The organism is Haloarcula amylovorans, from assembly GCF_004681185.1.
Classification (GTDB): Archaea; Halobacteriota; Halobacteria; order Halobacteriales; family Haloarculaceae; genus Haloarcula; species Haloarcula amylovorans.
On the sequence record NZ_SRIF01000006.1, the window covers coordinates 99807 to 125884 of the forward strand.

24 protein-coding genes and 1 pseudogene are annotated in these 26078 nt (G+C 56.5%); 10 read left to right on the plus strand and 15 right to left on the minus strand.

What is annotated here, in order from left to right; translation table 11 throughout:
- Positions 1-28 precede the first annotated feature (28 nt).
- The 5 genes from E4S61_RS18740 to E4S61_RS27010 all read left to right on the plus strand — a co-directional run bounded on the left by E4S61_RS18740 (position 29) and on the right by E4S61_RS27010 (position 3318).
- Entirely contained in the window at positions 29-1039 is a 1011-nt protein-coding gene (locus tag E4S61_RS18740; RefSeq protein WP_167768574.1) for a signal peptidase I, read from the plus strand.
- Positions 1036-1533: a hypothetical protein gene (locus E4S61_RS18745; RefSeq protein WP_135305469.1), complete on the plus strand. Its 498-nt coding sequence runs from the start codon at positions 1036-1038 to the stop codon at positions 1531-1533. Before E4S61_RS18740 ends, E4S61_RS18745 begins: the two co-directional genes overlap by 4 nt.
- 134 nt (positions 1534-1667) lie before the next feature.
- Positions 1668-2540 carry a DUF5305 family protein gene (locus tag E4S61_RS18750; protein WP_135305470.1) on the plus strand — a complete coding sequence of 291 codons (873 nt, stop codon included), beginning with the start codon at positions 1668-1670 and terminating at the stop codon, positions 2538-2540.
- A 223-nt stretch (positions 2541-2763) separates the two neighbouring features.
- Positions 2764-3078 carry a HalOD1 output domain-containing protein gene (locus E4S61_RS26795; RefSeq protein WP_167768575.1) on the plus strand — a complete coding sequence of 105 codons (315 nt, stop codon included), beginning with the start codon at positions 2764-2766 and terminating at the stop codon, positions 3076-3078.
- A 45-nt stretch (positions 3079-3123) separates the two neighbouring features.
- Complete coding sequence (locus E4S61_RS27010) at positions 3124-3318, plus strand: DUF7576 family protein (RefSeq protein WP_449405167.1); 195 nt, start codon at positions 3124-3126, stop codon at positions 3316-3318.
- A 326-nt stretch (positions 3319-3644) separates the two neighbouring features.
- On the opposite strand, the pseudogene E4S61_RS18755 reads toward E4S61_RS27010, so the two are convergent.
- The 9 genes and pseudogenes from E4S61_RS18755 to E4S61_RS18795 all read right to left on the minus strand — a co-directional run.
- A pseudogene (locus E4S61_RS18755) lies at positions 3645-4197 on the minus strand (hypothetical protein); the annotation flags it as partial.
- A gap of 75 nt (positions 4198-4272) precedes the next feature.
- Complete coding sequence (locus tag E4S61_RS18760; protein ID WP_135305471.1) at positions 4273-5328, minus strand: TrmB family transcriptional regulator; 1056 nt, start codon at positions 5326-5328, stop codon at positions 4273-4275.
- Between the two features lie 60 nt (positions 5329-5388).
- Entirely contained in the window at positions 5389-5844 is a 456-nt protein-coding gene (locus E4S61_RS18765) for a universal stress protein (RefSeq protein ID WP_135305472.1), read from the minus strand.
- Positions 5845-5885: 41 nt separating this feature from the next.
- Positions 5886-6095, minus strand: coding sequence for a hypothetical protein (locus E4S61_RS18770; RefSeq protein WP_135305473.1), 210 nt, complete (start codon positions 6093-6095; stop codon positions 5886-5888).
- Positions 6096-6191: 96 nt separating this feature from the next.
- Positions 6192-7331, minus strand: a complete 1140-nt coding sequence (locus tag E4S61_RS18775) for an oligopeptide/dipeptide ABC transporter ATP-binding protein (protein WP_135305474.1) — start codon at positions 7329-7331, stop codon at positions 6192-6194.
- Positions 7328-8380 (minus strand): ABC transporter ATP-binding protein, encoded by a 1053-nt coding sequence (locus E4S61_RS18780; protein ID WP_135305475.1) that lies wholly within the window; start codon positions 8378-8380, stop codon positions 7328-7330. Before E4S61_RS18780 ends, E4S61_RS18775 begins: the two co-directional genes overlap by 4 nt.
- Before the next feature lies 1 nt (position 8381).
- Positions 8382-9395: an ABC transporter permease gene (locus E4S61_RS18785; protein WP_394346461.1), complete on the minus strand. Its 1014-nt coding sequence runs from the start codon at positions 9393-9395 to the stop codon at positions 8382-8384.
- A gap of 160 nt (positions 9396-9555) precedes the next feature.
- Positions 9556-10563, minus strand: coding sequence for an ABC transporter permease (locus tag E4S61_RS18790; RefSeq protein ID WP_135305476.1), 1008 nt, complete (start codon positions 10561-10563; stop codon positions 9556-9558).
- An 11-nt stretch (positions 10564-10574) separates the two neighbouring features.
- Positions 10575-12434, minus strand: a complete 1860-nt coding sequence (locus tag E4S61_RS18795; protein WP_135305477.1) for an ABC transporter substrate-binding protein — start codon at positions 12432-12434, stop codon at positions 10575-10577.
- Positions 12435-12697: 263 nt separating this feature from the next.
- Here E4S61_RS18795 and E4S61_RS18800 point away from each other — a divergent pair, with 263 nt between their 5' ends.
- The 5 genes from E4S61_RS18800 (at position 12698) to E4S61_RS18815 (ending at position 18064) form a co-directional block, all read left to right on the plus strand.
- Positions 12698-14440, plus strand: coding sequence for a glycoside hydrolase family 13 protein (locus E4S61_RS18800; RefSeq protein ID WP_245180843.1), 1743 nt, complete (start codon positions 12698-12700; stop codon positions 14438-14440).
- Between the two features lie 27 nt (positions 14441-14467).
- Positions 14468-16168, plus strand: a complete 1701-nt coding sequence (locus tag E4S61_RS18805) for a glycoside hydrolase family 13 protein (protein WP_135305479.1) — start codon at positions 14468-14470, stop codon at positions 16166-16168.
- 122 nt (positions 16169-16290) lie between these two features.
- On the plus strand, positions 16291-16473 hold the full coding sequence (locus tag E4S61_RS26800; protein WP_167768576.1) for a methyltransferase: 183 nt from the start codon (positions 16291-16293) through the stop codon (positions 16471-16473).
- Between the two features lie 27 nt (positions 16474-16500).
- Positions 16501-16659: a hypothetical protein gene (locus E4S61_RS25620; RefSeq protein ID WP_167768577.1), complete on the plus strand. Its 159-nt coding sequence runs from the start codon at positions 16501-16503 to the stop codon at positions 16657-16659.
- 4 nt (positions 16660-16663) lie between these two features.
- Positions 16664-18064, plus strand: a complete 1401-nt coding sequence (locus tag E4S61_RS18815; RefSeq protein ID WP_245180847.1) for an FAD-dependent oxidoreductase — start codon at positions 16664-16666, stop codon at positions 18062-18064.
- Positions 18065-18160: 96 nt separating this feature from the next.
- On the opposite strand, the gene E4S61_RS18820 is transcribed toward E4S61_RS18815, so the two are convergent.
- The 6 genes from E4S61_RS18820 to E4S61_RS18845 all read right to left on the minus strand — a co-directional run bounded on the left by E4S61_RS18820 (position 18161) and on the right by E4S61_RS18845 (position 25867).
- On the minus strand, positions 18161-18958 hold the full coding sequence (locus tag E4S61_RS18820) for an alpha/beta fold hydrolase (RefSeq protein WP_135305480.1): 798 nt from the start codon (positions 18956-18958) through the stop codon (positions 18161-18163).
- Positions 18959-19255: 297 nt separating this feature from the next.
- Positions 19256-21952, minus strand: coding sequence for a hybrid sensor histidine kinase/response regulator (locus E4S61_RS18825; RefSeq protein WP_135305481.1), 2697 nt, complete (start codon positions 21950-21952; stop codon positions 19256-19258).
- A 429-nt stretch (positions 21953-22381) separates the two neighbouring features.
- Positions 22382-23179: a methyltransferase domain-containing protein gene (locus E4S61_RS18830; RefSeq protein WP_135305482.1), complete on the minus strand. Its 798-nt coding sequence runs from the start codon at positions 23177-23179 to the stop codon at positions 22382-22384.
- Between the two features lie 459 nt (positions 23180-23638).
- The gene (locus E4S61_RS18835; protein WP_135305483.1) at positions 23639-24181 is read right to left on the minus strand and encodes an ester cyclase; all 543 of its coding nucleotides are present in this window, start codon (positions 24179-24181) and stop codon (positions 23639-23641) included.
- 444 nt (positions 24182-24625) lie between these two features.
- Positions 24626-25513: a hypothetical protein gene (locus tag E4S61_RS18840; protein WP_135305484.1), complete on the minus strand. Its 888-nt coding sequence runs from the start codon at positions 25511-25513 to the stop codon at positions 24626-24628.
- A 141-nt stretch (positions 25514-25654) separates the two neighbouring features.
- On the minus strand, positions 25655-25867 hold the full coding sequence (locus E4S61_RS18845) for a hypothetical protein (protein ID WP_135305485.1): 213 nt from the start codon (positions 25865-25867) through the stop codon (positions 25655-25657).
- Positions 25868-26078 lie beyond the last annotated feature (211 nt).

The following is a 26078-nucleotide window of genomic DNA, read 5'->3' on the forward strand; positions in this document are numbered from 1 at the left end:
CTAATCGGGATTTCTGATCAATAGTACTGTGCTCAAACAACTCTGTGTTATACTGGTGCTCATTTTTCTTGGACTCTCTATAGCACCAGCTGGCTCCCCGGTTCAGATCTCATACGTGTATTCTGATAGCATGGAACCAACAATTCACACGAACGATGGGTTTTTTGTAACTTCTTCAAACTCAATCGAAGCCGGGGATATCGTCACTTTTTGGGCCCCTCAGCGAGACAGCTACGTCACTCATCGGGTAGTTGGTCAGTCCGATTCAGGATACATCACGAAAGGCGATAATAACCCAACGTCTGACCAATCCACCGGCTATTCTCACGTCAAGCAGAACGAGATTGTTGGGGAGGTCGTGACTTACCACGGGGCACCGATCCTCATCCCAAAATACGGGTCAACTGTCTCGGCACTCCGCGGTTACAGCCCAGTCATCCTGCTCGGATTAGGCCTCCTATTGCTCATTCGAATGGGAGGGACGGCAACACAGGGAGCCCGGCCTACACGCTCAGTACTTCGGATACAGGACGTGATGCTCCCACTGCTTGTGGTTAGCGTCGTCTCATTGGTTGGATTCATGCTTGTGGGTGCTTCTGTCCACCAGTTTACCTTTGTTGCTGTCGCCACCACTTCAGATACGCCGAATATTATCACGGTAGGAGAAAGCAAAACAACGACAATGATGATCAATCGGTCCACGACACCATTCACGCGGTCAGTCGTGACTGCTGAGAACATGCAAATTACGGAGCAGTCCAGAAACGAATCGAGTATCACGGTTACCACACGAATTCCCCCACCGGAGTCTACCGGCCGGTATGTATCACGCCTCTCAACACGGCATTATCCAGCTGTGCTGCCCCTCTCTCTGCTCCAGCAATTGGATCGAATTCACCCGGTGATACCGGCAAGCATCAGCACACTCCTCGTGATGACGCCAGTCTATCTTCTTTCGCTTCTCATATTCGATAGAAAAACGCCGGTTCGGCCGTCACGATCTCGATGGCTCTATCGCTTAAAGGAGGTAGTCAAATGAAAGGACGTCGTTCCCGCCGACGGGGAGGGAAATCATCTTCGTTCCTTCTCGTCGGTATCGTCCTCGTCTGCTTCCTTCTGGTGGGGGGAGCGGGGATCAAGTCCACCGCATTCAGTACGGCAACAGTGCCAAGAGAGGCGACCGCTGACGTGACGATTGATGAATCTGGTGCACACGCGATAGATACTGCTCAATCAGTACACGTCAATTCAACGGAAGCACTAGTGAATATCACTAACCATCTCGCCCAAGACACAACTGTCACCGTTGCGCTACGTGATGATTCTACATCGGTCGGTGATCTCATTGTCAATGGCGCCAATCAAGGCGATACTGCGACGTTCACACTTCGAGAAGGCAATACAGAGACAGTGAAAATCAAAATTCCAAACGATAGCGCTCTAGTGGGACAAACGGTGTACTACCACGCTAATGCTTCTGCAACAGGCTTAGCTGTGAGTGCTTCCAATCGTTCAGCGGCAATCAAAGGATGATACGAGCAGCGCTTCTCCGTGCCCGGTATCTCATCATTCAGCACGGCCACCTCTTGGCCTCCGTGCTGATAATTGTAGGACTGCTGTCGATTGGCGGAGCCGGATGGCTGTATACACATCCACCGACGACTCAGGTGACAGACCAAACCAATCAGCAGACGATTCAATCTAATATTTCGACACAGGCTGTCGTTACTGAGAACACGACACTGTACACTCCAAATCAGACCCTGGAAAATCAGCCAGTATACCTCAGGTCGGCTGCGCCGTCACCGACGCTTATCCTCACAACTACAGTGCCTTCTAACCAGAAAGTCGCCGTCTCTCAACAGATTCTAGTAAACTATACTGCCGACCGAGGCGACGAAACATTCTGGAAGAATTCGACTGTCATCAAACAGACAGAGGTGACGACCCACTCGGGACGAACTCAAATGAAGACCCAAGTCAATCCCGAGATGATTCAAGAGCGCGTGCAGGAACTCGACGAGACTATCGGTGATGCGGGGTCCGTAAATGTCGATCTACGATTTGTGGTGTCATATACGACAGCCAGGTACAACGGAACGCTATCGAAACCCATCAATATACAAATCACAGACAACTGGTATCAGATCGACTCCCCCACCGCCTCGAGAACGCATAGCATACCGGATGAGAGAACAGTTACCGTACCAACACGCCAACGAGGTGGTTATATCGGTCTTGGTATCCTTGGGGGGATTGCGCTGCTCCTCGGTATCGCGGTCAGCATAGTATCCTGGATTGAACCGAACCAGTTAGATTCAGCTGATATGGTTCATGAACTGCAACGTCTACGATATGCAGAGTGGATATCTACTGGTACTATTCCAGACGACGCAGGTGAGACCCTCATCGAGGTTGCCTCACTAGAGGAGTTAGTCGACATCGGGATTGATACAAACAATCGTACGATCTATGATCCTTCACGTAGTCGGTATGCGATTATCGATGGCACGACGGTCTACTACTACGACCGAGTCTAGAACCTGTGTGTGAAGAGATACCGCCAGTGAAATCAGCATATTCGTATACTGAGTCCCAGGATTATCTGCTCTCATCATTGACAGAGAAGCATTGGTTTTCGTCCTATCTGAAGGCGGTATCTATCATCTCGAGTAATAGAAATAGTCTCCAATTTCGGGGACCCCTTCTAATATAGGGAGTGTTAGTATCCGACCGTTACCCGTTCAACTAAGTAGAGATCCCGTGACCAACGATTCAAAAGAACACTCCCATTCATCGAACTACGAACCGATTTCTCTGTCGGTCATTCAGAAAGTTGCTAACACGGTCAACAAACCCCCCGAGCAACTAACTCCGACGCTGTCCGAAATTGTTGACCTAGGCGCGTTGAATCGCCTGTTTCAGAGCTGTCAGGATGGTTCGGCTCAGATGAATGGCCAAACCACGTTTACGTGGATAGGTTGTCGAGTCATCGTAAAGAGTACTGGAGATGTCGAAGTCTCACCTATTGAAAGTGAGTCTCAGGCTGCCTGTAGTGGAGGAAAAACTGCTGAATAGATGGCTCACTTGGATTGCAGTCTGAGCAAATGGAATCCCACCTTCATGACAAATACAAATAATACTGGGTCAAAATCAAGCAAAACACAATGTGAATGGTGCGGCGAGAAGGTCAACTGCGATATGTGGCATCCGGTTGCTAGTGGCACGGCGAAGGATGGGACATTTCAGCTATTCCGTTTTTGTAGTGAAGAATGTCGTGAAAACTGGGTTACAGAACAAGATACTGCCCCATCGTAGACTAACATGATCGTGCCAATCGTCAGAATCGCATGTGTGAGTTACCCAACTATAGGGTGGTTAGTACATCGCCTACTGAGCGGTACCTGGGACTATCTTAGAACAGATCCGTGTTGAATGGGGCGTCACACCCGTTGTGAACCAAGATTGGGGACTGGTCGCTCCATTCGTGTTACAAACACTCACTACACTCCTGCAAAGAAAGGGTCGCTCCCGAGTTCTGCAGCTAGCAAACAGCCACGTCAGCGGGGGCAGGGCACGTGCCACCGCGTTCCTCAAGGTTGGTTCCGTGTCGATTCTCTCCTCAGACCGTGTTCGTCACAGGGTTACCCGGACGACTCCACCACAACGGGTGTGACGCCACCAGTCGTCGCTTTCCGGTCACTATTCTCCAGCAGATCTAAGCCGACGTACCGTTGCTCAACTAATCTCTCGGCAGTCTCGGCGTCCATCGCTAATAACTCCGTTTGCGTCTGCTCTCGACCCACTTGTCGCGTCTTTGCTACAAGAACATCACCGCCAATCTCGATCAGTTTCTCCCAGACACGTTTGACCGTTTGCCGGTACGGTTCTTTTCCCGAGTTCGGCAGTCAGGGCAGTCTCGACGTCGTCCTTCGTGAAGAAGACGACACTCCCGTCGGTCCGTTCGGTGGCGAATTCTGTCCACCATTTTGCGACACTAATCGCCTAGTACGTGTTCTGGCGGTTCGACCGCTCGACAAACATCGTCTTCACTTTGGCCTGCCCGCAGTTCGTGAAGAAGTCTAGCGGCGACGAACTGAGCTCGATTCCTTCGGGAAGTGTCTCGGCGTCTTCCTGCTGGTCAAGATCTGCTTCGAGTTGTTGCGCCTTGGCGATGGCGCTCTTGGCGACCTTGTGCACTGTCTGAGATCGACTCCGGACGATTTGATATCGACGCCGAAAAGCTCTAGAGTCAGAAGACGGCCTTAGTCGTTAGGAGTTTGTCCGAAGACGAACAGTTTTACCCTCGTAATCTTCTATAAACGCGCCAGGTCCACCAACGCTCACCTCGCCGTTGTCGGTTTCGAGAAACAGGCTCATCTCTAATGTATAATCGTTCGTCGCTGGCTCAATGATTGCCTGACGGACCTGACTCACCGCACCGGAGATCAGTTCACCGCTTACAGTTTCGATATCGGCCCAAAGATCCGTCCCCTGTTGCATGTGAAGATACGCATGGAAAACCGCCTGTCGAAACCAACCGTACGTTTTCGGAAGCGGGTCGGGGTCGGTTACGTACAGTTCGGTCGATGCGGACCAGTAGGCGCTGAGCGACATCCCCAAAACCGACCCAGTGAGATGTTGTTGTGAGACGGAAACTACCTCTGTCTCCGTGGTGGGTCCGGAGAAGATATCCGGTTCACCGATCATTGCTGTGGTGTCGTCGACGACGAACGCAAATGGCAGGCTTTCGTCCCAGTATCGGATGGCATCCCCAACGCCCTCGAACTGTTCGATTTCGGCAGGCGTGTCCAACTCTCCGACCAATAGAAGGACGAACACACCCCGGTTGACCGCGCTTCGTAAGCCTGATTCGATTTCTGGATAGACGTGTTTGGGGACCGCGACAAATATCTCGTCCTCGGCATTGGAGATCGAGGTCCGGAGCCGCTTGATCGCTGTCTGTCGAGACTTCAACATCTGAATCTCGGGCTCCGTGTCGGTCGTCTCGTTGAACCTGTCTTCAAGTGACGGCGTTATCGATTCGAGCCGTTCTGAGAGAGAGCCGATTGCCTCCTCAGGCGGCAGCGCACGGATAACTGTTGGTGATGCATGTTCCTTGACGCGAACGAGCCCTCGCTTTTCGAGGCGCTCGGCAATGTTATACACCGCTCGCTGCGTTACGTCCGCTTCTTCTGCGATAGTACTCGTCGGTGCCTCGCCTCGTGGCAAAAGCGCGAGATAGGTATCAATCTCTGTATCAGACAGCCCCAAGATGCTCAGCTCTTCTCTGATCTCAGTCTCGGTTCGTTCGTCAGACTGCGTCATCGTGCTGTGTGATAGAAGGTCGTCGGTGAAATAGCTGGTCAGTGCGGTTTAGCACGCGATTCAATCCATCGAGACGGTTACGTACCCGTCGAAATTAAGAAGGACTTCTTGGGTGCGGTCGCCGAAGACAGCTTTTCCGGTTGGAGACCGTCGATATCCTGGGAGAAAAATATGATTACAGTCCATTTCGTGGGCCATCTCGACGATAGTGCTTGCTTGTGACCCCTTCTCTTCGACGAGCGTGCGAAGGTCGTACTCGATAGTCCCACCGAGGACATCACTGGCGAGATCTTGCGTGTCTCCGGACACCCCGTCGAGGACATCATCCTCGTCGTAGCTCGTGTGCTCGATACGGCCGATTTCGTCGAGCGTCGATGCAACGTCTTCGTACTCGTTGGGCGTCGCCAGTGCGACAACCACGATATCGGTCTCTTCGCCCAATGCGACTGTCCGTGCTTTTTCCAGCAATGCTCTGTCGCGGTCTGTGTTTTCGATAACGATGAGTGTGCGTGTCATGGTAGTGGTTGAATCGATTGGTGTAGTTCAAGTCTATACGTTCAGGGGGTTGATTCCAGCAGCTTCGCGAATGGATCCCAGTTGAAGTAGATAAACGCGGCTGAGGCCACGAGCATTACCACGAGCATGCCGAGGCTCATGAGGCTAATTACAAACGTGCCAGTTCCGGGTTCGATATAGGGAACCGACAGCCCCAGCAGTGCGAGCAATACGAGGCTTGAGGCAAAGATGGCCCGCCAAATCGTAGTCATCGGACTGCCCTCCGAACGCGCTCTCCGAACGCGACTCTCTGGACAGATGCGTCGCCAACTGTTCGGGAAATCATTTCGGCCATTTTGGCACCGTGGTTAGTCATCACTGATTGGTGGGGTTTCCGCACTCTCGACACCTTCGAGTGGCTCGCTGTCCCAGTATTCATGGTCAAGATCGGTCCGGTGGCAGGCCGCACAGCGGGTGCCTGGCTCGCCAGCTTCCGCGCCGAGCGCAGGCTTATCGGTCTTACACGCTTCACGTGCTTCGGGACACCGAGTGTGGAACCGACAGCCCGATGGCGGGTCCACTGGGTCCGGAATGTCGATAGACCGGACCGGTGGGTCGACCATCTTCTGCTGGCTTGGGTCTAGGTCGGCAGTTGCCCACCGCAACACTCGTGAGTACGGGTGTTTCGGGTCGTTCAGAACCTCCTCAGGTGGCCCGATCTCGATGATTTCTCCCAAGTACATGATGCCGATTCGGCCATCGGCCTTCTCGGCGAGGTAGCGGGCGTTCGACAACGTGTGCGAGATGAACACGAAGGAGGTGTTGAACTGCTCTTGCAGCTCCAACAGCAGATCCATCGTTTCGACCCGGAGAGATACGTCAAGTGCCGACACGGCCTCGTCGGCGAGAATGACGTCAGGGTTCATCAATAACGCCCGGACCAGTGCCACACGCTGTTGTTCCCCGCCGCTCAGCTGGTGAGGGAACCGATGAGCGTACTCTTGTGGTGGCTCCATCCCGACCCGGTCCAATAGTGCAAAGATTCGCGCCCGTCGGTCTTCAGTCGACATCTCCGGATCCCAGCGCTTCAATGGCGCTTCGAGTGATGTCAGTACCTTCTGGTTGGGGTTGAGTGACCCACCGGGGTCCTGATGGATGATCTGCAGAGCCTTTCGGATATCGCCGTACGGGATCTCCACGTCACCTTTCCCGTCTTTGGCGTCCCAGACGTCTTGGCCCCGGTACTTTACGCTCCCTTCGGTCGGGCGTTGGACACCAATAATCGTCTTGCCAAGCGTCGTTTTCCCACAGCCGGACTCGCCGACCAGCGCCAACACGTCGTTTTCTGGGATATCGATAGAGATCCCATCGACTGCTCGGACCTGCGGTGCGTCTTTCCGCAACGAGTCGATGAACCCCTGTTCTTTCTCGAAGTGAACCGAGACGTCTTCGAGCGACATCACGATATCCTCGTCGTCGCTCTGCTCGGGAGACGAACGTCCGCTCATTGTTCAACCACCTCGGCTTCCATCGGCACAGCCTCCTCGGCCTCGTCATGGTGGAAACAGGCGCTCTCCTGGTCGTCTGCCACTTGGAACCATCCTGGTTGCTCTTCGTGACACTCCTCGGTCGCCAGCGGACACCGTGGCGCGTAATGACACCCAGCCGGTGCGTGGGCTGGATTCGGTGCCGTCCCTTCGATGGGTTGCATTGTCGACAATGGCGCATCTAGATTGGGGACAGCCTTCAGGAGCGCTCGTGTGTATGGGTGCTGGGAGTTTCTAACGATTTGTTCAGTTGGCCCGACTTCCGCTAGTTTGAACGCGTAGAGAATCGCCAATCGGTCGGACAGTCCGGCCACGAGCGGTAAGTCGTGCGTGATGAACAGTATCGAGAGTTCGTACTTCTCCTTGATGTCATCAAGCAGGCTCAAAATCGAGCGCTGCATTAGCAGGTCTAGCGCTGCCGTCGGCTCGTCCATCAACAGCACCTTCGGCTCCAGTACCAGTGACAGCGCGATAAGCGCCCGCTGGCTCATCCCGCCCGACAACTCGTAGGAGTAGGAATCGAGTACCCGGTCCGGATCCAGATAGAGGTCCGAGAGAAGTTCACGGGCCCGTTCCATCCCCTCGCCGATGTCGTAATCGTGGGCTTCGAGTGTTTCTTCGAAGTGCCCGCGAATCTTCATCGTCGGGTTGAACGAGGAGAGGGCACCCTGGAACACCATCGAGATCTCCTCCCAGCGGAGTTGTTTCAACTCTTCGTCGCTCAACTCGAGGACGTTCACCGGATCGTCGCCTTTCTCGGGGTAGTATCGTATCTCTCCGGTCGTAATGCCGGGCTCTTCGACGGCGTCCATCATCGCGTTGGCAAGCATCGATTTGCCGGATCCGGATTCGCCGACGACGCCGAGTATCTCCCCCCGTCGGAGGTCGATACTTGCGTCGTCCAGTACCATTGCGTCTCTGTGCTCTAAGTCGTAGGTGACGCTGACGTTGCGGGCCTCGAGAATCGGATCCGCCGCGTCGCGCCCTGTCTTGTTAGCAGGTCGTGACATGTTAGTTACCTCCAGCGGTCGACATTTCGCGTGCGGTGGCAGACGTCGTTGGCGGATCACCGTCTTCGTCGTCATCGCCGTCATCGCCGCTGCTGATCGATTTGGCGTGCCGAGCGCGAACTCGGGGATTGAAGATGCGGTCGGCTCCCTGCGCCAACAGCGTCAGTCCGAGTGCGAGGAAGATGATGGTCAGCATCGGCATCAACAGCCAGTGGAAGGCTAACGGGGATGATACGGCACCCGCTCGTTCGACAGCCGCGTTCATCATCACGCCCCAGTTGACGTTGTTGTACGGCAGCACGCCCAGGAAGTACAGGCCAACCGAGCCGAAGATGACCGCACGGGCCTGCTGGACGAAGTTCATCGTGATGTACGGCATCAGATTGGGGATGATGTCGCTGGTGATGATCGTGGGCGTCTCTATCCCCATGATACGCGATGCCTCGACGTATTCGGAGTCGCGGAGCGTCAGGACCTGTGACCTGATCGCACGGCCGAGACCGGCCCACGCATTCACCGTGATGAGGATCCCGATGACCGCAGGGTTCCCCTTGATCTGGAGCGCGGCTGCCAGGACGATAGTCAGCGGCAGTCCCGGGATGGTCATCATGATGTCGGTGACCGTCATCAGGGCACTGTCCGTCCGTCCACCCTTGTATCCGGCCAGTGTGCCAACGGCCGTTCCGAGGACGACGGTGAACACGGCGCCCGAAGCGATCATGATGAGCATCGACGGAGTCGCGTGGATGATTTGAGCGAAGATGTCCTCACCGGACGCTGTCGTCCCAAGTGGGTACTGGAGCGACCGGAACGCCCCGATAAGCCGGGGTCCTTGGTTGGGTTGCGGGGCGGTGACCACCAGCGGGCCAATCGTCCCCATCAACAGGTACAGGAGAACGATGAGAGCACCGGTTCGAGCTCGCCAGTCATCCCAGACGATACGGGCAGGAGCCAGGATCTTCTCATCGAACCACTGCCGACGACGTTCGGCCGTCGTCATCGAGACGTCGGCCATCTGTTCGAACTCGGAAACCGTTCCGCCGTCAGTCAGCGCCTGCCCCTTCTGGTCGTGGCCAGTGATTGACGAACGAGGGGGGGTGCCGGACTGGTGGTCCTCGACAGACTCACTACCGACGGTGTCGACGCCCGGGTCGGCATCTGCCGAGTCGTTTCCATCAGTAGGATTCACGCGACCCACCTCCTTTGGCGCGTGGATCAAGCCACCCGTAAGTGAGGTCCGCGATGGTGATGCCGATGACCATTGCGACCGTAATGAGGATGAACCCGCCCATCATCAACGGATAGTCACGGGCGTGGATCGCCTGAATCAGGTAGAACCCGACGCCCGGGTACGCGAAGATGTTCTCGATGATGACCGCGCCGCCGAAGACGGTCCCGATAGCGATCATCAGACCGGTATACATCGGCAGGATGGCGTTTCGAGCGACGTATCGGATGGCGATACGTCGAGTCGGCAATCCACGCAGCCGAGCCACACGAAGGTAATCTTCCCCGAGGACACGGATACTATTGCCTCGCATCGAGAGCGCCCAGCCGCCAAAGCCGACGAGAGCCATCGACAGGATGGGTAATACCCCGTGATAGAGGACACTCGTCAAGAAGGGGATATTGAATCCTGTCGTCAACTCAGACGCGTAGCGTCCGCCAGTCGGAAACAGCTGGAAACGGTAGCCAAGGAACGCGATGAGCAGCAAAGCGATCACGTAGCTCGGGGTGGAGTTGAGGAACAATCCGATGCCCGTACTGGCGATGTCGAACGACGATCCTTCCTTGTATGCCATGAACGCACCGAGCGAGATGCCAACAGTGAATGCCAGAAACAGGGCCGACGCCGTCAGGAACACTGTCCATGGAATCGCCGGACCGATAACGCTCGCGACGGGCTCCTCGTACCAGATCGACCGCCCGAAGTCTCCTTGGACCATCGCGGTCATATAGTCGAGATACTGTACGTACATCGGCTCGTCGACGGCGATGTTGGTCTGGGCGGCGATACGGCGGTTGATCTCGGCCGACGACAGATCGCTGCCTTGCTTGATCATCTCTGCCCGAAGGTAATCCATTGGGCCACCGGGGAGCAGCCGAATGAGGCCGAAGCTCGCCGACACTACCACGAGGATGGTGAGCAGCGATTGTCCCAATCTCTTTAAGACATAGTTCATTCGTATTCTCCTTAGTTTCCAGCCGTGGACAGGTCCGAGACGAGCGATGCAGGGGCGACGGTCTGCCCGTCACGCAACTGGTCGTTCAGAACCGGTGCTTCAAGCTCACTGGGCATATTCCAGGAGTTCGCCGCGTCGGAACTGTCGAACAGGAACTTGAAGTGGAAGTACGGGTGTGACTGGTTGTACGATGCCCAGCCCTGCAGCCCGACGACAAAGTCGGCGTTCGAGTAGTCTTTACCCCAGTAGGTTGAGGTGTCTTTCATCACACTCTCGGCCTGGATGCCGAACTGCTTGAGCTGTGAGACGACGGTTTCCGCACCTGCAACCCAGTCAGAGAACCCAGACGGACCCTTGATTGGGATGCGGAGCGGGTTACCGTCTTTCTTCCACGTCCCACCCTGCTTCTGGTAGCCAGCGTCCTGAAGCAGCGCAGCGGCCTTCTCTGTCTGAGACGTACTTCGTCCGTACGTCTCAAACTGGTTGGTGACCCCCTTGAGCCAGGTCCCCTCGACCTGCCCACTGAATTCGCTGGTCAAACCACTCGGGTACGTGACCGCGATTTTCGAGTTTGTGCCGGCGCCGGAATTCCCGGCAACCGCCTCACGATTAACCACGTGGGCGATTGCCTTGCGGACGCGCACGTCGTTGACCGGTTCTCGCTCGTGGTTGAACAGGAGGCCGAGTCCCCAGTGTCTCGGGATGAGGCTGACCTGCACCGAGTCCGGAAGTTGGCGCAGCTTGTTGCTCGGCATGAACAGTGTCGCCGACCCGTCCGTCTCGTTGTTTATGAGGGCGTTCCAGCGGCTCTGGTTCGACGGCTTGTAGCGGTACTCCACCTCGGGGTAGTTGATATTACCCGCGTCAGGATGATTCTCGAACTTCGTGAGGAGCGTCCGCTGGCTGTCGGCGTCTTCAAACTGGAAGGGGCCGGAGCCAACCGGGTCCGTGACGGCCATCCCCGTGAGTTCGCCGACGATTGTCGACCGCTCATCTTGTGATCCCGCCTCGTCGAGCCGAGTCACGAACTCGCCATAAGTTCCCTCGTGGGCCGAGAGATACTTCGGCTGGATGTACGGCAGGACGACGTCCTCGTTGAACGCTTTGACGAGCGAAACTTCGGCGGTCGTCTTGTTGGGTGCAGTGATGCGGTCGGCGACCTTCCCCTCGTCATCAGGCGCGACGAACTCTCCGAGGTTACCGCCGGTATAGATGTCGAGCTTGAGTTGGTTCACCACATCCGTCGCCGTGATCGAACTCCCGTCGTGCCAGACACCATCGTCACGGACGTTCAGTGTAAGCGTCTTGCCATCGAGCGACCAATCCGTGATGACATATCCTCTGTACTCCTGGCTGGAGAGCTCGTACTCCATGAACCGGTCGAACATCATCCGGCGTCCCTCTGCGAAATTCTTCGCGTTCCAAGGGTTGTACTGGGAGTCCGCAGGAACAGCCCACTGTGCCAGCGTCAGTCGCTTATCGTCAGAGCCGTTCGCGCTCGTCCACTCGCCCTCCCGTGGGAGCCACTCGGTCGGCCAGTAGGACTGAATCTTCGAGCTGTCCTTCGAGGGGACGTTCCAATCGTCGGTCGTCTGGAAAGACTGTGCAAGCTTCTCCTGAAGTGGCAATACAGGTAGTGTCTGGTTAGTAACGTAGGCTAACTCTTGGATTAATCCCAGCGACTCGTCGCCAACATCGATAGATGTGGACTCTACGTCGGAGTTACTCTCTGTCGGGGTGTCATCTACCGCTTGTTGGCCGCCACAACCCGCAAGCCCTGCTGCGAGTCCTGTTGCACCGATTGCCTGAACAAATCGACGGCGTGTGAATTGCTGCCCGTTGAGCTCGCTGTTGTCGTGCCCGTCCATCATAGACTATGGACAACTGTAGACTTCAAGGACATAAAGGTTTTGGAAATGCGGAAGAAGAAGAGCTTCAGGAATTTATATCTTTAAGTGGGAGCGGAGATAGCGTATTATCAGACGGGCAGATCGCCCTGGGATTACAGTATGAACGAACGGTACTCACGCGGACGAACAAGCAGAACCAAGAACAGGACGGCACGGACGTGCCTGAGAGATCAGCGTACCACACCAGCGCTGACGCAGCAGGATGGCAACACCGGTGATGGATGGTGAGCAAGCTGGAGTCGAAGACGCTCGAACGATCCGACCGTCAGTGGTGGAAAGAAGCAGTCATCTATCAAATATACCCCCGGTCTTTCAACGATAGCGACGGCGATGGCATCGGCGATCTGCGGGGTGTGATAGAGAAGGTCAACTACCTCGACGACCTCGGTGTCGACGCCATCTGGCTCTGTCCGGTTTACAAGTCCCCGCAGGCCGACAACGGCTACGACATCAGTGACTATCGGGCCATCCACGAAGCCTACGGCGACATGGACGACTGGCGAGAACTGCTCAATATGCTCCATGAGCGAGACATGCGTCTCATCATGGACTTGGTGGTCAACCACACGTCCGACGAACACGAGTGGTTTCAGCAGTCCCGGCGCCGTGAGGGCGAGTTCGAGGAGTACTACATCTGGCGCGACGGTCGGTCAGCCAAAGAGGCCGACTACGACACCGCCGACGGCCCCGCCGACGAAGTCGCCCCCAACAACTGGGAATCGGTCTTCGGTGGGCCCGCGTGGGCGTACGACGAGGAGCGCAGCCAATGGTACCTCCACCTCTTCGACGAGACACAACCGGACTTGAATTGGCGCAACTCCGACGTCCGCGAGTCCGTCTACGAGATGATGAACTGGTGGCTCTCGCAGGGCATTGACGGGTTCCGGATGGACGTCATCAACCTTATTTCGAAGACGGAGGGTCTGCCGGACGGCGACGCGGAATCTGGGCATACCGGTGCGAAGCACTTCATCAATGGCCCGAACATCCACGACTACCTCCAAGAAATGCACACGGAGGTACTCTCTGACGACTCGCTCCTGACCGTCGGAGAGACTCCGGGTGCACACGTCGACGACGCCCAGAAGTACGTCGGTGAGGACGGCGATGGTCTCTCGATGGTGTTCCAGTTCGAGCACGTCACGTTCGACCACGACGAGCACAAGTGGGATGCCGGTGACTGGTCGCTCGTCGAGTTCAAAGAGATCCTCTCGAAGTGGCAGAACGGCCTTGCCGAGGGCGGATGGAACAGTATCTACCTCAACAACCACGACCAGCCACGGATGGTCTCTCGCTTCGGCAACGACGGCGCGTATCGCACCGAGAGTGCGAAACTGCTCGGGACGCTCACCCACACGCTTCAGGGGACGCCCTTCGTCTATCAGGGAGAGGAACTCGGGATGACGAATGCCGAGTTTGCGTCTCCCGAGGAACTCCGGGACGTCGAGGCGCTGAATTTCGTCGAGGAGGCCATCGAAGAAGGGGATGCCGCTTCCTACGACGATGTCCGAGATGCCATCGAGTATGTGGGGCGGGACAACGCCCGCACGCCGATGCAGTGGGACGATTCGGAGCACGCTGGCTTCACCGACGGTGAGCCGTGGATCGACTGCAACTCGAACTACGAGACGGTTAACGTAGAGCACGCCCGTGCGAACGAAGGCTCCGTCTGGCACTACTACCGCGACCTCATCGAACTCCGCAAGGAGCACGACGTCCTCGTCTACGGCGAGTTCTCCCTCCTCTGTCCCAAGGACCCAACCGTCTTTGCCTACACGCGAACGCTCGGCGAGGAACGCGGCCTCGTGATCCTCAACTTCGACCCCGAACCGGTCGAGTTCGAGGTGCCAGCCGACATCACGCTCGATGGACTCGAACTAGCTATCGCGAACGCCGATGTCCCGACGACGCCGCAATCGTCGTTTGAACTGGGTCCATACGAAGCGCGGGTCTACCTCACTTCGTAGCATCACGGATAAGCAAATAATCACAACATGACACAATACAATTCACAGCTCACGACCGAATCGACACAACGTACAGACATCGACAGACAGTGGTGGAAAGAAGCTGTCACCTATCAAATCTACCCGCGCAGTTTCAACGACAGCGACGGTGACGGCGTCGGCGACATTCCGGGGATAACAGAGAAGGTCGACTACCTCGACGATCTTGGCGTCGACGTTGTCTGGCTCTGTCCCGTCTACGAGTCGCCCAACGCCGACAACGGGTACGACATCAGTGACTACCGGGCAATTATGGACGAGTTCGGGACGATGGCCGACTGGGAGGAGCTACTGGCGGAACTGCACGCACGTGACATCCGCCTCATCATGGACCTGGTCGTCAACCACACCTCCAAACAGCATGAATGGTTCCAGCAGTCCCGGCGCCGCGAGGGTGAGTTCGAGGACTATTATCACTGGGTTGATGGCACTCCCGACGAGCCGCCGAACAACTGGGAGTCCATCTTCGGAGGGCCTGCCTGGACGTACGACGAGGAACGCGGCCAGTGGTACCTCCATCTCTTTGACCCCGGACAGCCCGACCTGAACTGGCGCAATCCTGATGTCCGCGAGGCCATCACCGATATGGTTACGTGGTGGCTCGAGAAGGGCATCGACGGCTTCCGCCTCGACGCCATCGACCATCTCTCGAAGTCTGACGGTTACCCGTCTGGAGATCCTGACGCGCCGATCGTCGGCATCGAACACTTCAGCCACGGTCCTCACCTCCGAGAGTATCTCAGCGAGCTCGCAGCAGCCTTCGAGGGGTACGACACCCTGACGGTCGGTGAGATGGGTGGTGCCGACATCGACCAGGTCGACGACTACACCGGCGAGGACAGCTTGGACACGATCTTCCAGTTCGAGCACATGGGTGTCGACACCGGGCCTGACGGCCCGTGGGACCCGGAACAGTTCGGAGAATGGGAACTCAGCGAGCTTAAAAAGCTCATCAGCCAGCAACAGAACGAGATTGACTGGCCGACACTGTTTTTCGGGAACCACGATCAGCCTCGACCCGTATCCCGATTTGGCGAAGAAGGCTGTCACGCCGAGAGCGCGACGCTCATCGCGACCTTGCTGTTGACACTTCAGGGGACCCCTTATATTTATCAAGGCGAGGAAATCGGCATGACCAACAACGAATTCGACGGTCTTGCGGAGATAGACGACCCGATGACCGTCGGCGTGGTCGAGGACCTCATCGCCGATGGAGCCGTCAACTCTTACGAGGAGGTTCGCGACCTCGTCAACTACCAGAGCCGCGACCACGCTCGTACGCCCATGCAGTGGAACGAAAGTGAGAACGCCAACTTCACCGACGAGGACCCTTGGTTCGACGTTAACGACAACTACGACGAGATCAACGTCGAGGCATTGCGGTCCGATACTGACTCAATCTGGTACCACTATCAGGACCTGATTGAACTCCGCCACGAGGAGGACGCACTCGTTTACGGGGACTACGAGCTACTGCTGCCTGACCACGACCAGTTCTACGCCTACAAGCGGACGCTCGACGACGAGCGGTTCTTGATTGTTCTCAACTGGTCGGGCGAATCAGCGACATTTGACGCTGATATTCAGGCCACAGATTCCGAGAAGGTGATCAGCAACTACTCTGACTCACCGACCATCCCGTCCGGTGAAACGTTCCGACCGTACGAAGCAGTCGTCTATCGCTGTTAAACGACGTCTCTGCTTTCTCGCTCATCGACAGTGACTACAACTCCGGACTCCCGGCGAGCTGTCTTCCAGCGCGTTGCTCAGAAGTCGACGCCGGGGGTGCTCTCGCCGATCTGTCTCGGATCGTGGCCCGACGCGAACCCCACCTTTCGATCACCACGACTGACCTGCCGGAGGTAACTGAACTGGCCCGCGAGCGCATCGAGGCCGAGGGTCTTGAGGATCGGATCGACGCCGTTAGCAGCGACTACAATGAGGTGCCCATCCCCGACGCGGATCTCGTAACAGCGAGTCTGATACTCCATTAGGAGAATCTGGAGACGAAGAAGGCGCTCATGGAGAAATTCTACGACGCCGTCAACCCGGGAGGAACCTTCATCGCCATCGATCACATCATCGACGACGAACGCCGGGTAAATACCATGGGCCTGATTTTGGCGCTGCTGAATACAGGGTGCGCATTCAGCAACAGACTTCGATCGGCATTCTCCTAGACAGGTGCTAACTCTTAACAGGGCTATCCACGAATACCCGATAAGAGAGGGCACTATCGTGACCTTAGCATCCGTTCCAGAGTACGACCCGGGGCAAATCGCTCGTAATACCGGGTTTGCCATCGTCGTTGGGGCGGGAATGGCTGGACTGATGACGGCCCGCGTGCTGGCAGATTCGTTCGAGCGAGTAACGCTCATCGAGAAAGATGCTCTCAGGGACTCCCCCGTGAGCCGGAAAGGTACCCCGCAGGCAAACCACATTCACAATCTCCACGAAGCCGGTCGACAAACCCTCGAAGATTTATTCCCCGGTTTCAGCGAGGAGTTGCTCGCTGCCGGAGGAAACCGAATCGAAATCAACCGTGACTCCCGCGTGTTCATTGAGGAGGATGTGCTGGCCCACGGACCGGCTCAACTACCGATGTATTGTGCCAGTCGGCCGCTCTTCGAACTGGTCACGCGGCGGCGGGTCGACGACATCGAAAACGTCTCGCTCAAGGATAACTGCCAGTTCGTCGATTACCTCGCCGGGGGGACAGCGGATGTCGAGGGAGTAACGATCCGTCAGGACGGGCGCACAGAAGATATCCCTGCGAATCTGGTCGTCGATGCAACTGGACGGACCTCCCGAACCCCGGACTGGCTGGCAGACCACGACTATCCGATGCCCACAGTCGACAAGGTTCACATTGACGTGGCATACAGCACTGCGTTCGTCAACCGACCTACGGATGAACAACAAACGTGTGTTGTTCTTCCGAATCCCCCGCGCAAACGCGGCGGTGGCATGTTCCCGGTCGAAAACGGCCGGTGGATGATGACGCTCTTCGGGGTCCATGGGGAACACGCCCCACCGGAGCCTGAGGGGTTCACTGACTTCGCAGCCAGCTTGCCGATTGCTGATTTCGAGCGCGTTATCGACGAACACGGGCTGGTGAGTGAAACGATCGAGCAATACCCGTTTCCCTCAAACAGGCGGATCAGGTACGAGGAGATCGACCGCTTTCCCGACGGGTTGCTCGTGATCGGTGACGGAATCGCCAGTTTCAATCCAATCTACGGTCAAGGGATGTCGGTCGCCGCCCTTGAGGCCATCCAGCTCCATCACACCCTCGCAGCGGGCAGAAGTGACGATGTAGCCCACCGATTCTTCCAACGAGCCACAACGGTTGTTGACGATGCGTGGATGCTTGCGGTCGGCTCTGATTTCCAATTCGAACAGACGACCGGGCCGAAACCCACCGGAACGGATCTAATCAACAGGTATCTCTCGCGGCTGCTCCGGACAGCCCGGACCGACGGGAAGGTCGCCGATGCCTTCAATCGGGTTATCATCATGGAGGAGCGGCCGACCTTGTTGTTTCGTCCAGGCATCTTGTGGAGAGTCCTCACGCCGAGTTTCTGAATCACGTGCTGAAACCGCTCTCTGTATCGGTCACGCTGCTTCTGACAGAGAATGGGCAGTCGATCGAACCCGTGCAAGGTACAGCGCACGTATATATCAAAGTGAGTCGACGAAATCGCTCAGGACCTGATTGAACCGCTCAGGTTCCTCGATCGTGATACAGTGGCCGCTTTCCTCGAACAATTCAAAGCTGCTGTCCGGGACGACTTCGGCGACGTACTTTACGGAAGCAACGCTTCGCCACTTCTCGTCCGCCCCGGCGCACACTAACATCGGAACGTCGATATCAGGAAGAACATCCGGTGGTTCACGCAGAACATCAGCAAAGATCGCAGTCTTGATCGGGGGCGGGGTATGCGATGCCTCGTCGAACATCATCTTTTTGAGTTCCTCAGCCGAAGGATCTTTGAGTAGTAATTCGTTCTGCCGTTCGGTGAGGCTCAGATGGTCGGTCTGGATATCGACGAAGACACCGCTGAGTTCCTCCAGCCCCATTCGTCCAAATTCGTAGTCCTCCTGCTGGAATGGGGACGGTTCACTATCGACATTAACCAAACCTCGCACCCGTTCGGTTCCAAACTGATCAACAAACTCCCACGCGACGCCCGCGCCCATCGACCAGCCGACCATGATGACGTCGTCCAGATCAAGGTGGAGGAGGAATTCGTGTACATCGCTCGCGTATTGGCGGACGGTGTGGCCGTGCTCTGTTTTCTCTGACCGACCGTGGCCTCTGAAATCGAGGGCGACTGTCCGATATTTATCTGACAGGGCCGTGAGTTGTGGTTCGAAATATCTGAGTCCAGCCCACGCTCCATGGAGGAAGAGGATCGGTTGCCCCTCTCCGTAGTCCTCATAATAGAGGGCGGCTCCGTTGCATTGGGTCACTGCCATAGCTTCATGCTACGGGTCCTATCTGGATAACCGTTCGCTGCCGAGTAAGGCTCTGTATTCAGCATGTCCGTTCTGAGGGAGATGAGGTATGTACGTTTCCGGTCGCTTGGCTACTAGCAGTATTCAGGTGTGGTGAGGAGACAGCCAGACAGGGACTCTGCGGGAAACGGCGTTCCTTATTCAGAAACTACTAGTAGATGCACCAATTGCGAGAACCGACAGACTGCAGCCGTCTAACTTGACTGAATTTACCAAATGTTGAAGTTATCTGGGGACTGCTGAATACAGCGCGCATATTCAGCAGTCGGTGAATTCGACACTGGTGACCTCAAACCGGGCACCACCAAATTGGCTGTCGGTCACATTGATGTTCCACCCATGCGCGTCAGCGATCTCCTGCACGATCTTGAGTCCGAATCCAGTTCCATCCTCGTTCGTCGAATATCCAGCCTCGAATATTCGTTCACGTTCGTCTTCAGGGGAGCCGGGACCGTCATCGGCGACGTAGAATCCTCGCTCAGCATCTAATTCCCCGACATCGACGGTTACATCACCCTCGCTGTGCTCGACTGCGTTCCGCAGCAAGTTCTCGAAGAGTTGCTTCAGCCGGCTCTCGTCAGCGCGGATCGTTCGGTGGATTTCGATGGTAAGTGCCGCGCCGTTCGTTTCGACGTTCTGCCAGCATCCACGAATAATGTCGCCCAAATCGACAGATTCCGGCTCGCTAACTCGTTCCCCTTCACGAGCGAGGGCGAGCAAGTCATCGATCAACGAGAGACTTCGCTCAACTGCGTTGGCCGCATCGTCTAGATGGTCACTCTCGTGCTCCTCCGATGCCAGTTCGAGTCGGCCCTGTGCGACGTTTAGTGGATTCCTCAAATCGTGACTAACAACGCTACTAAACTGCTCTAGCCGCTCATTCTGCCGGTGCAGCGCATTCTCATGCTGCTTGCGGGCCGTCACATCCCGATAGAGCCAGAGGATTGCGTTCCCGTCCGGGAGCGAGTACGGAATATAGTCGCGCTTGACTATCCGTCCGTCTGCGAGTTCGAACTCTTCATTCTGAACCAGATCGCATTCCTCGACTCGCTGTTCAGTCTTGTATAAGAATTCGTCAGGGTCCGCGAACAGGTCCTTCACCTCTCGTGCGGTTGCTCTACAGTCGCGTCCAACTAAACCGTCCGCCGAAACGGGGAGATCCAAAACGGCAGACAGCCTGTCGTTGGCCATGAGTACCTCTCGATTTGCATCCTCGACGAGAACACCCATCGGGAGGTTCTCTACGATTGTCCGCAATACTGTATTCGCTGCTTCCAGTTCCTGTTGATTCTCCTTCTCGTCTGTGATTTCCGTGATGAATCCCTCCAGCGCCTCAACCTCCCCGTTCTCCGAACCAACTCCCTGACCGCGTTCTCGAACCCACTTGGTGTCTCCCTGTTTTGTACGGATGCGGTACGTGAGATCGAACGTCGTTCCAGTTTCGAGTGCGTTCTGCACAGCGTTCCAGACATCTTCGCGGTCGTCCGAGTGGATAATCTCATCGCCGAAGATCGCACCCTTGCTTTCGATTTCCTCCTCCAGATAACCAGTTAATTCCTCGACCTCGCCTCTGACGTTTTCCATCGGCCATCCCTGTTCATTCTGACATCGGTAGACCATCCCGGGCAAATTGTCAAGAAGAGTCTCTAACCGCCGTTCACGTTCCTTTCGCTGCGTGATATCACGCCCGATTCCGATAAGCCCGATTAGGTCGCCGTCTATGTCGGTAAGCCGTGAGCCGGTGAACTCGTACGGAATCCGTTCGCCGTCCGCTGTCAAAAAACGTGACTCGACGGTTACGCCTCCTGTCGTCAGCGTTTCGTCGATTGCCTCAGCGATCGTTGCTTGCTCGTCACTCGGGAAGAAATCAGTCGCTTGCATGTCCGCGATTTCGTCATCATCATAGCCGGTGACTTCTGAGAGTTCAGAATTCCATCGCTTGAGAGTCCCATCCGTTCCAACCACGTAAAACGTGTCGTTGAGTGTGTCCAAAGCCTGGTCAATGAACTCTCGTTGTTCACGAAGATTCGATTGGGTCTCCAGCGAGTAGAACGCGTGCGCAATGTTGTCTCCAAGCTCAATGAGTAATTCTCTTTCAGCGTCATCGAATGCATAGGAGCGATTTGCGTAGACGACGAGTTCACCGTACAGTGTTTCCTCGTGTTTGAGGGGAAGAGCGGCGACCGCTCGATATCCGCGCTTTATCGCTTCCTCTCGCCATGGTTCGAACTCCGGGTCGTCGTCGATGTTCTGTGAGATCGCAATACGGCCTTCACGGATTGCTGTGCCACCAGGGCCCTGACCAGTGGGCGACTCATCAGCAGTAACCGTGATTGTATCGAGATACCTGTCTTCGATACCGGCTGCTGCCCGTGGTTCGATTCGTTTCGTGTCGGGATCGACTCCGCCGATCCAGGCGAACAAGTAAGGGTCTGAATCGCTGATGATCTCGCAGATCTCGGCTTCCACATCTGCTCGGGATTCCGCCCGGACGAGTGCCTGGTTGATCTCGTTGACCAGGTTGCGGATACGATCGAGGTTCGTGGCGCGTTGCTGTGCCCGGTACTGCTCAACAGCGTTCTGTATACGATTCGTGAGGACGTTGTATTGGGTTGTTCCAGATTCCTTTTGGAGATAGTCGGTAGCTCCAGCCGTGATCGCGTCACTGGCTACCTCCTCTGACCCCTTTCCAGTATACAAAATAAACGGGAGGCATGGATGGTCCTCCCGGACCGTTTCGAGGAACTCAATCCCATTCTGGCCGGGCATATCATAATCGCTGACGATACAACTGTAATCGTTCTCAGTTAATTTTTCCCGGCCCACACTCGGGCTTGTTGCTGTATCTACCTTGATCTCCTTAGCCTCTTGTTCCAAGAAGTCAGAAACCATCTCGGCGAATCCTGGTTCATCGTCAACGTGAAGGACCGAGATTACTTCAGGGGCTTCACTCATAGGATCTCATCTGATTGCAAATAGTGTACGGTGAATTCATATAATACCGTCGCCCACCTACAGACAGAGAGCAGCAGATAATTCAGCGACAAGGTGAAGAAGAAACGAATTCGCCGTGCTGACAACATCCTCTCTATTCAGCACGCGGTTTCTGACAGCATCACGGAAGATCCCTGGATTCTCATTCCAAGCTAATAGCAGTTTCCGGATGTCATGACTGCACAACCTGAGAGACACTTTTGGCGGAGCGGCGTTTCACATTCAGGAACTACTAGTAGTCACAACGGTTGCAAAGATCGGCAGATGGCGTCCGACTGATTGTGTAGAACCCCACTATGTCTGACATGGTTTTGGAGGTCTGCTGAATACAGCGCGCTCATTCACCAAGGAACACGGAAAGGACCTCTAACGCCTCCTCGTGGGCCTTGGTCAGGCCCCCTCCGCTGGCTTTTCGGCCACGAAGAGATACTGATTGAAATTGAAAAAGAACTCCCCTTCCTCGGCCCGTTCGTGGAGGTCCTTGACCCACGCCTCGGCTTCTGCCTCGTCGATACCGCCCTGTTCGGTTACGAACTCCCGGATGGGTGGAATCATCGCCGCAGCGACCGCATCCTCGTTCAGTTCGGTCTCGAAGTGGACGTACACATCCTGCTCGGTCACCTCGAAGTTCGCCCGCTCCAGTCGTGGCTTGAGCGTCCGTGCGAGCCGCGGATGCGGACAGTGGGTATCGAACGCCGAGATGATTCGTTCCGAGCGTGCCTCATCGGCGGCGTGGAACGTCATCGTGCTCCAGTCCGAATCGAAGACGACAGCCCGTCCGCCGGGGCGGAGAGCACGATACAGCTCCCCGAATGCGGCGTCGAGGTCGGGGACGTATTCGTAGACCTGGACTGCTGTGGCCACGTCGAATGCCCCGTCTTCGAGGGGCAGGTCTGCGGCGTCGCCCTGCTCGAACGTTGCTTGTGGCTGGCCTGCACAGCGCTCGCGGGCGACCGTCAGCATCGGTTCCGCGGTGTCGATTCCGTGTACACGACCGGTTTCGCCAACGTCCTCCGCCAACCCTCGTGATTCGAATCCCGGCCCGGTCCCAATTGAAAGGACGTGTTCGCCCGGATCGAGCGCGAGTGCATTCCGGATCCGTCGGCGTCGTTCGGCCATCGATGCCGTGCGGTAGATCCGTTCCATCTCCGCTACCCACTCTTCGTCGAAGTCGATCCCCTCACTCACGACGAATCACGGCAAGGCAGCCTCGTATTGTGTCCGTCCCACTCGTGTCGCTGTTCCCCATGAATGATGTTTGTTAACACTAAGCAAAAAACGCTCCTACGAAGTGGTTGAACCTATCTTACCGATTTCGATGAATACAGTCTATTGACCGGGTTTAATTGCCGAGTAGCACGTGTGAGTCGGCCAGTCGTCATTGAAGCAGATACGAAATTGATAATTAAGAGGATGTCAACCAGAAGCCACATTGGGATCGTTCCGCAACGGCTGTCGGTGAACCGCCTACTAGGTAGGACTGCCGACGTACCGCTGTCGGTTCTACCAGATTCGTTGATGTTCAAGGGTTCGTGCTAAATACAGGGCGCGAAAGCACCACTCACTTGGTCAATGGGTGGTCTGGCCGTTGTAGACGGCCCCTCGGTTGTATCCTTCATCTAAACGGAACTCGGGGTGAGGGGGCGCTCACCCTGAGCGGATGTTCCGCACCAGTGCCCGGCCGAAGGTAACCGGATGCAAAAGCGGCGTCAGGACTTGCCCCATACCCTCCTCGGGGTCGTGGAAGACGCCCAACTGTCGGGCGAGCCCCGCACGGTCGTAGTAGACGCGCTCGCCGGCGAGTTTACCCTGGTCGTCGAAGGAGAACACTGAGCACGCATCAAATTCGACCTCCCGGCCGGTCCCCGGGAGCCCACGCAAATTCCCCTCGTGGGTCCCGCTCTGTGTGGTCTCCAGAATCACGTGATCGTCGGTCACGTGACGCTGGTGAATCTCGATGTGGAAGTCGGGGAGTGCCTGGAGCAACTCATCGTAGTAGGCACGGACGCTGTCGCGGCCATCGTGGTGCTCGCCGACCGGTTCGTTATCGTACCACGCTCCCTCCCCGAACGTCGCCATGATCCCGTCGAGATCGTGTTGATTCTCCTGTCGGACGTGTTCTTCGACGATCGCCAGGCGCTCCTCACGCGGTGCTGGTGTCTCCTCTGCCCCCGAATCGTTCGCGGCCATAATCCTTCACGTTCGATAATGATTATTTGGAGGGGCATAGTAGTGCGGGAAGATGACGATGAACTAGACTCGGTCACTGCCGGAAAAGCACATCTGATATACTGCTGAATCTACCCTCTCTATTCAGCACGCTGTTTCTGACGGCATTCAGGCAAATTCCGGGATTTCCACCATGAACTACTAGCAGTTCTCAGGTGTTGTGGCCGCACAGCTGGACAGAGACTTGTCGGGAAACGGCGTTCGTCACACCCGTTGTGAACAGCGAATCGGGACTGGTCGCTCCGTTCGTGTTACAAATACTCACTACACTCCTGCAAAGAAAGGGCCGCTCCCGAGTTCTGCAGCTAGCAGACAGCCACGTCAGCGGGGGCAGGGCACGTGCCACCGCGTTCCTCAAGGTTGGTTCCGTGTCGATTCTCTCCTCAGACCGTGTTCGTCACAGGGTTACCCCGAATACTCCACCACAACGGGTGTGACGCCACCAGTCGTCGCTTTTCGGTCGCTGTCCTCCAGCAAATCTAAGCCGACATAGCGTTGCTCGACCAATCCTTCGGCAGTCTCCATATCCATCGCCAGCAACTCCGTCTGTGTCTGGTCCCGCCCGACCTGCCGGGTCTTCGCACCGAGATCATCGCCGCCTAACTCCTGCATTTTCTCCCAGACACGCTTGACCGTCTGTCGATGCGGCTCTTTCCCAAGTTCGGCGGTCAAAGCAGTCTCTACATCGTCCTTCGTGAAGAAGACGCCACTCCCGTCAGTCCGTTCCGTAGCGAACTCTGGCCATCGCTTGGCGACACTAATCGCCCGGTAGGTGTTCTGACGGTTCGACCGCTCGACGAACATGGTCTTGACCTTCGCTTGACGGCAGTTTGCGAAGAAATCCAGCGGCGACGAACTGGGTTCGATGCCTTCGGGCAGGGTTTCGGCGTCTTCCTGCTGATTAGGGTCAGCCTCTAATTGCTGCGCCTTGGCGATGGCGCTCTTGGCGATCTCGTGGGTTTCTTCCTGTTGTTCCTCAACGTCGTCGAGGCGACTCTCGGCTTCGGCCGATTTGCCCACAGCGGTCGTCGCGACGTCATGGGTTTGTTCCTGCTTGGCTTCGAGTTCGTCGACGCGATCTTGGAGCTGGTCGATGGTCGCAACCAGTCCTTCGAGAACACTCGAAACGGGGGGTGGGGTTTCGTCTTCGAGCTGGCCCACCAGTTCCTGCAGGGCCTCAGTATCCGGCGCGTCGTCATCGTCGCTGATGTCCATCTCGAGCTGGGCGGCCAGCTGGTCGTCGGTAGCTGTACTGTCCGATCCACTGTCGTCGGCGTCGGTGTTGCGTGGCATACTGACCACAAGGCCCGTTCCGGAATCGAACCGGAATGACCGACCACGGGACGGGCTATAATCGAGTGGTGGGCAGCAGGCGCTGGCCGCTCTGGACGATGCAGTGGACACGGGCGAACGCGCCATCGGGCGCGCGGCGTCTCATCCCTCGACCTCCGTGCGGCGTTCGATGACGACGTCATGCCCGTAGTTGCCATCCCGATACTGGACGGCGAGATTCTCGACGGCGGCGAACTCGTCGGTCCACTCGGTGTAGTGGACGAGGTCCCCGACGTGATAGCGCAGTCGCCACTGCGGACGCTGTGCGGGCGCTGGCTCGGGTGCAGTAGTCTGAGAACGGTCTGTCTGGGCCATCACCGGCCACCCCCAGTCGTCGAGTGGACAGTCTCACGGCGTCGCTGGTGGCAGCGAACTGAACGAGGGGGCTGGCGAGGGAACCCGAATCTATCTAGCGGGAAGGTTTTTACAACTAACTGGTTAACAAAGTGACTGCTGTCAGCGGTCCAGTCGTGAATCCTTGGTTCTCGCGTCCGGTGGTCTGGTACTCCCACCGGACGCTTCGGCC

Excerpts from the sequence above, each read along its gene's own strand:
- E4S61_RS18745 (WP_135305469.1), top strand. The coding sequence starts at position 1,036 with ATGAAAGGACGTCGTTCCCGCCGACGGGGAGGGAAATCATCTTCGTTC.
- E4S61_RS27010 (WP_449405167.1), top strand. The coding sequence starts at position 3,124 with ATGACAAATACAAATAATACTGGGTCAAAATCAAGCAAAACACAATGT.
- E4S61_RS18760 (WP_135305471.1), bottom strand. The coding sequence starts at position 5,328 with ATGACGCAGTCTGACGAACGAACCGAGACTGAGATCAGAGAAGAGCTG.
- E4S61_RS18765 (WP_135305472.1), bottom strand. The coding sequence starts at position 5,844 with ATGACACGCACACTCATCGTTATCGAAAACACAGACCGCGACAGAGCA.
- E4S61_RS18770 (WP_135305473.1), bottom strand. The coding sequence starts at position 6,095 with ATGACTACGATTTGGCGGGCCATCTTTGCCTCAAGCCTCGTATTGCTC.
- E4S61_RS18775 (WP_135305474.1), bottom strand. The coding sequence starts at position 7,331 with ATGAGCGGACGTTCGTCTCCCGAGCAGAGCGACGACGAGGATATCGTG.
- E4S61_RS18780 (WP_135305475.1), bottom strand. The coding sequence starts at position 8,380 with ATGTCACGACCTGCTAACAAGACAGGGCGCGACGCGGCGGATCCGATT.
- E4S61_RS18785 (WP_394346461.1), bottom strand. The coding sequence starts at position 9,395 with ATGGCCGACGTCTCGATGACGACGGCCGAACGTCGTCGGCAGTGGTTC.
- E4S61_RS18790 (WP_135305476.1), bottom strand. The coding sequence starts at position 10,563 with ATGAACTATGTCTTAAAGAGATTGGGACAATCGCTGCTCACCATCCTC.
- E4S61_RS18795 (WP_135305477.1), bottom strand. The coding sequence starts at position 12,434 with ATGATGGACGGGCACGACAACAGCGAGCTCAACGGGCAGCAATTCACA.
- E4S61_RS18805 (WP_135305479.1), top strand. The coding sequence starts at position 14,468 with ATGACACAATACAATTCACAGCTCACGACCGAATCGACACAACGTACA.
- E4S61_RS25620 (WP_167768577.1), top strand. The coding sequence starts at position 16,501 with ATGGAGAAATTCTACGACGCCGTCAACCCGGGAGGAACCTTCATCGCC.
- E4S61_RS18820 (WP_135305480.1), bottom strand. The coding sequence starts at position 18,958 with ATGGCAGTGACCCAATGCAACGGAGCCGCCCTCTATTATGAGGACTAC.
- E4S61_RS18825 (WP_135305481.1), bottom strand. The coding sequence starts at position 21,952 with ATGAGTGAAGCCCCTGAAGTAATCTCGGTCCTTCACGTTGACGATGAA.
- E4S61_RS18835 (WP_135305483.1), bottom strand. The coding sequence starts at position 24,181 with ATGGCCGCGAACGATTCGGGGGCAGAGGAGACACCAGCACCGCGTGAG.
- E4S61_RS18840 (WP_135305484.1), bottom strand. The coding sequence starts at position 25,513 with ATGCCACGCAACACCGACGCCGACGACAGTGGATCGGACAGTACAGCT.
- E4S61_RS18845 (WP_135305485.1), bottom strand. The coding sequence starts at position 25,867 with ATGGCCCAGACAGACCGTTCTCAGACTACTGCACCCGAGCCAGCGCCC.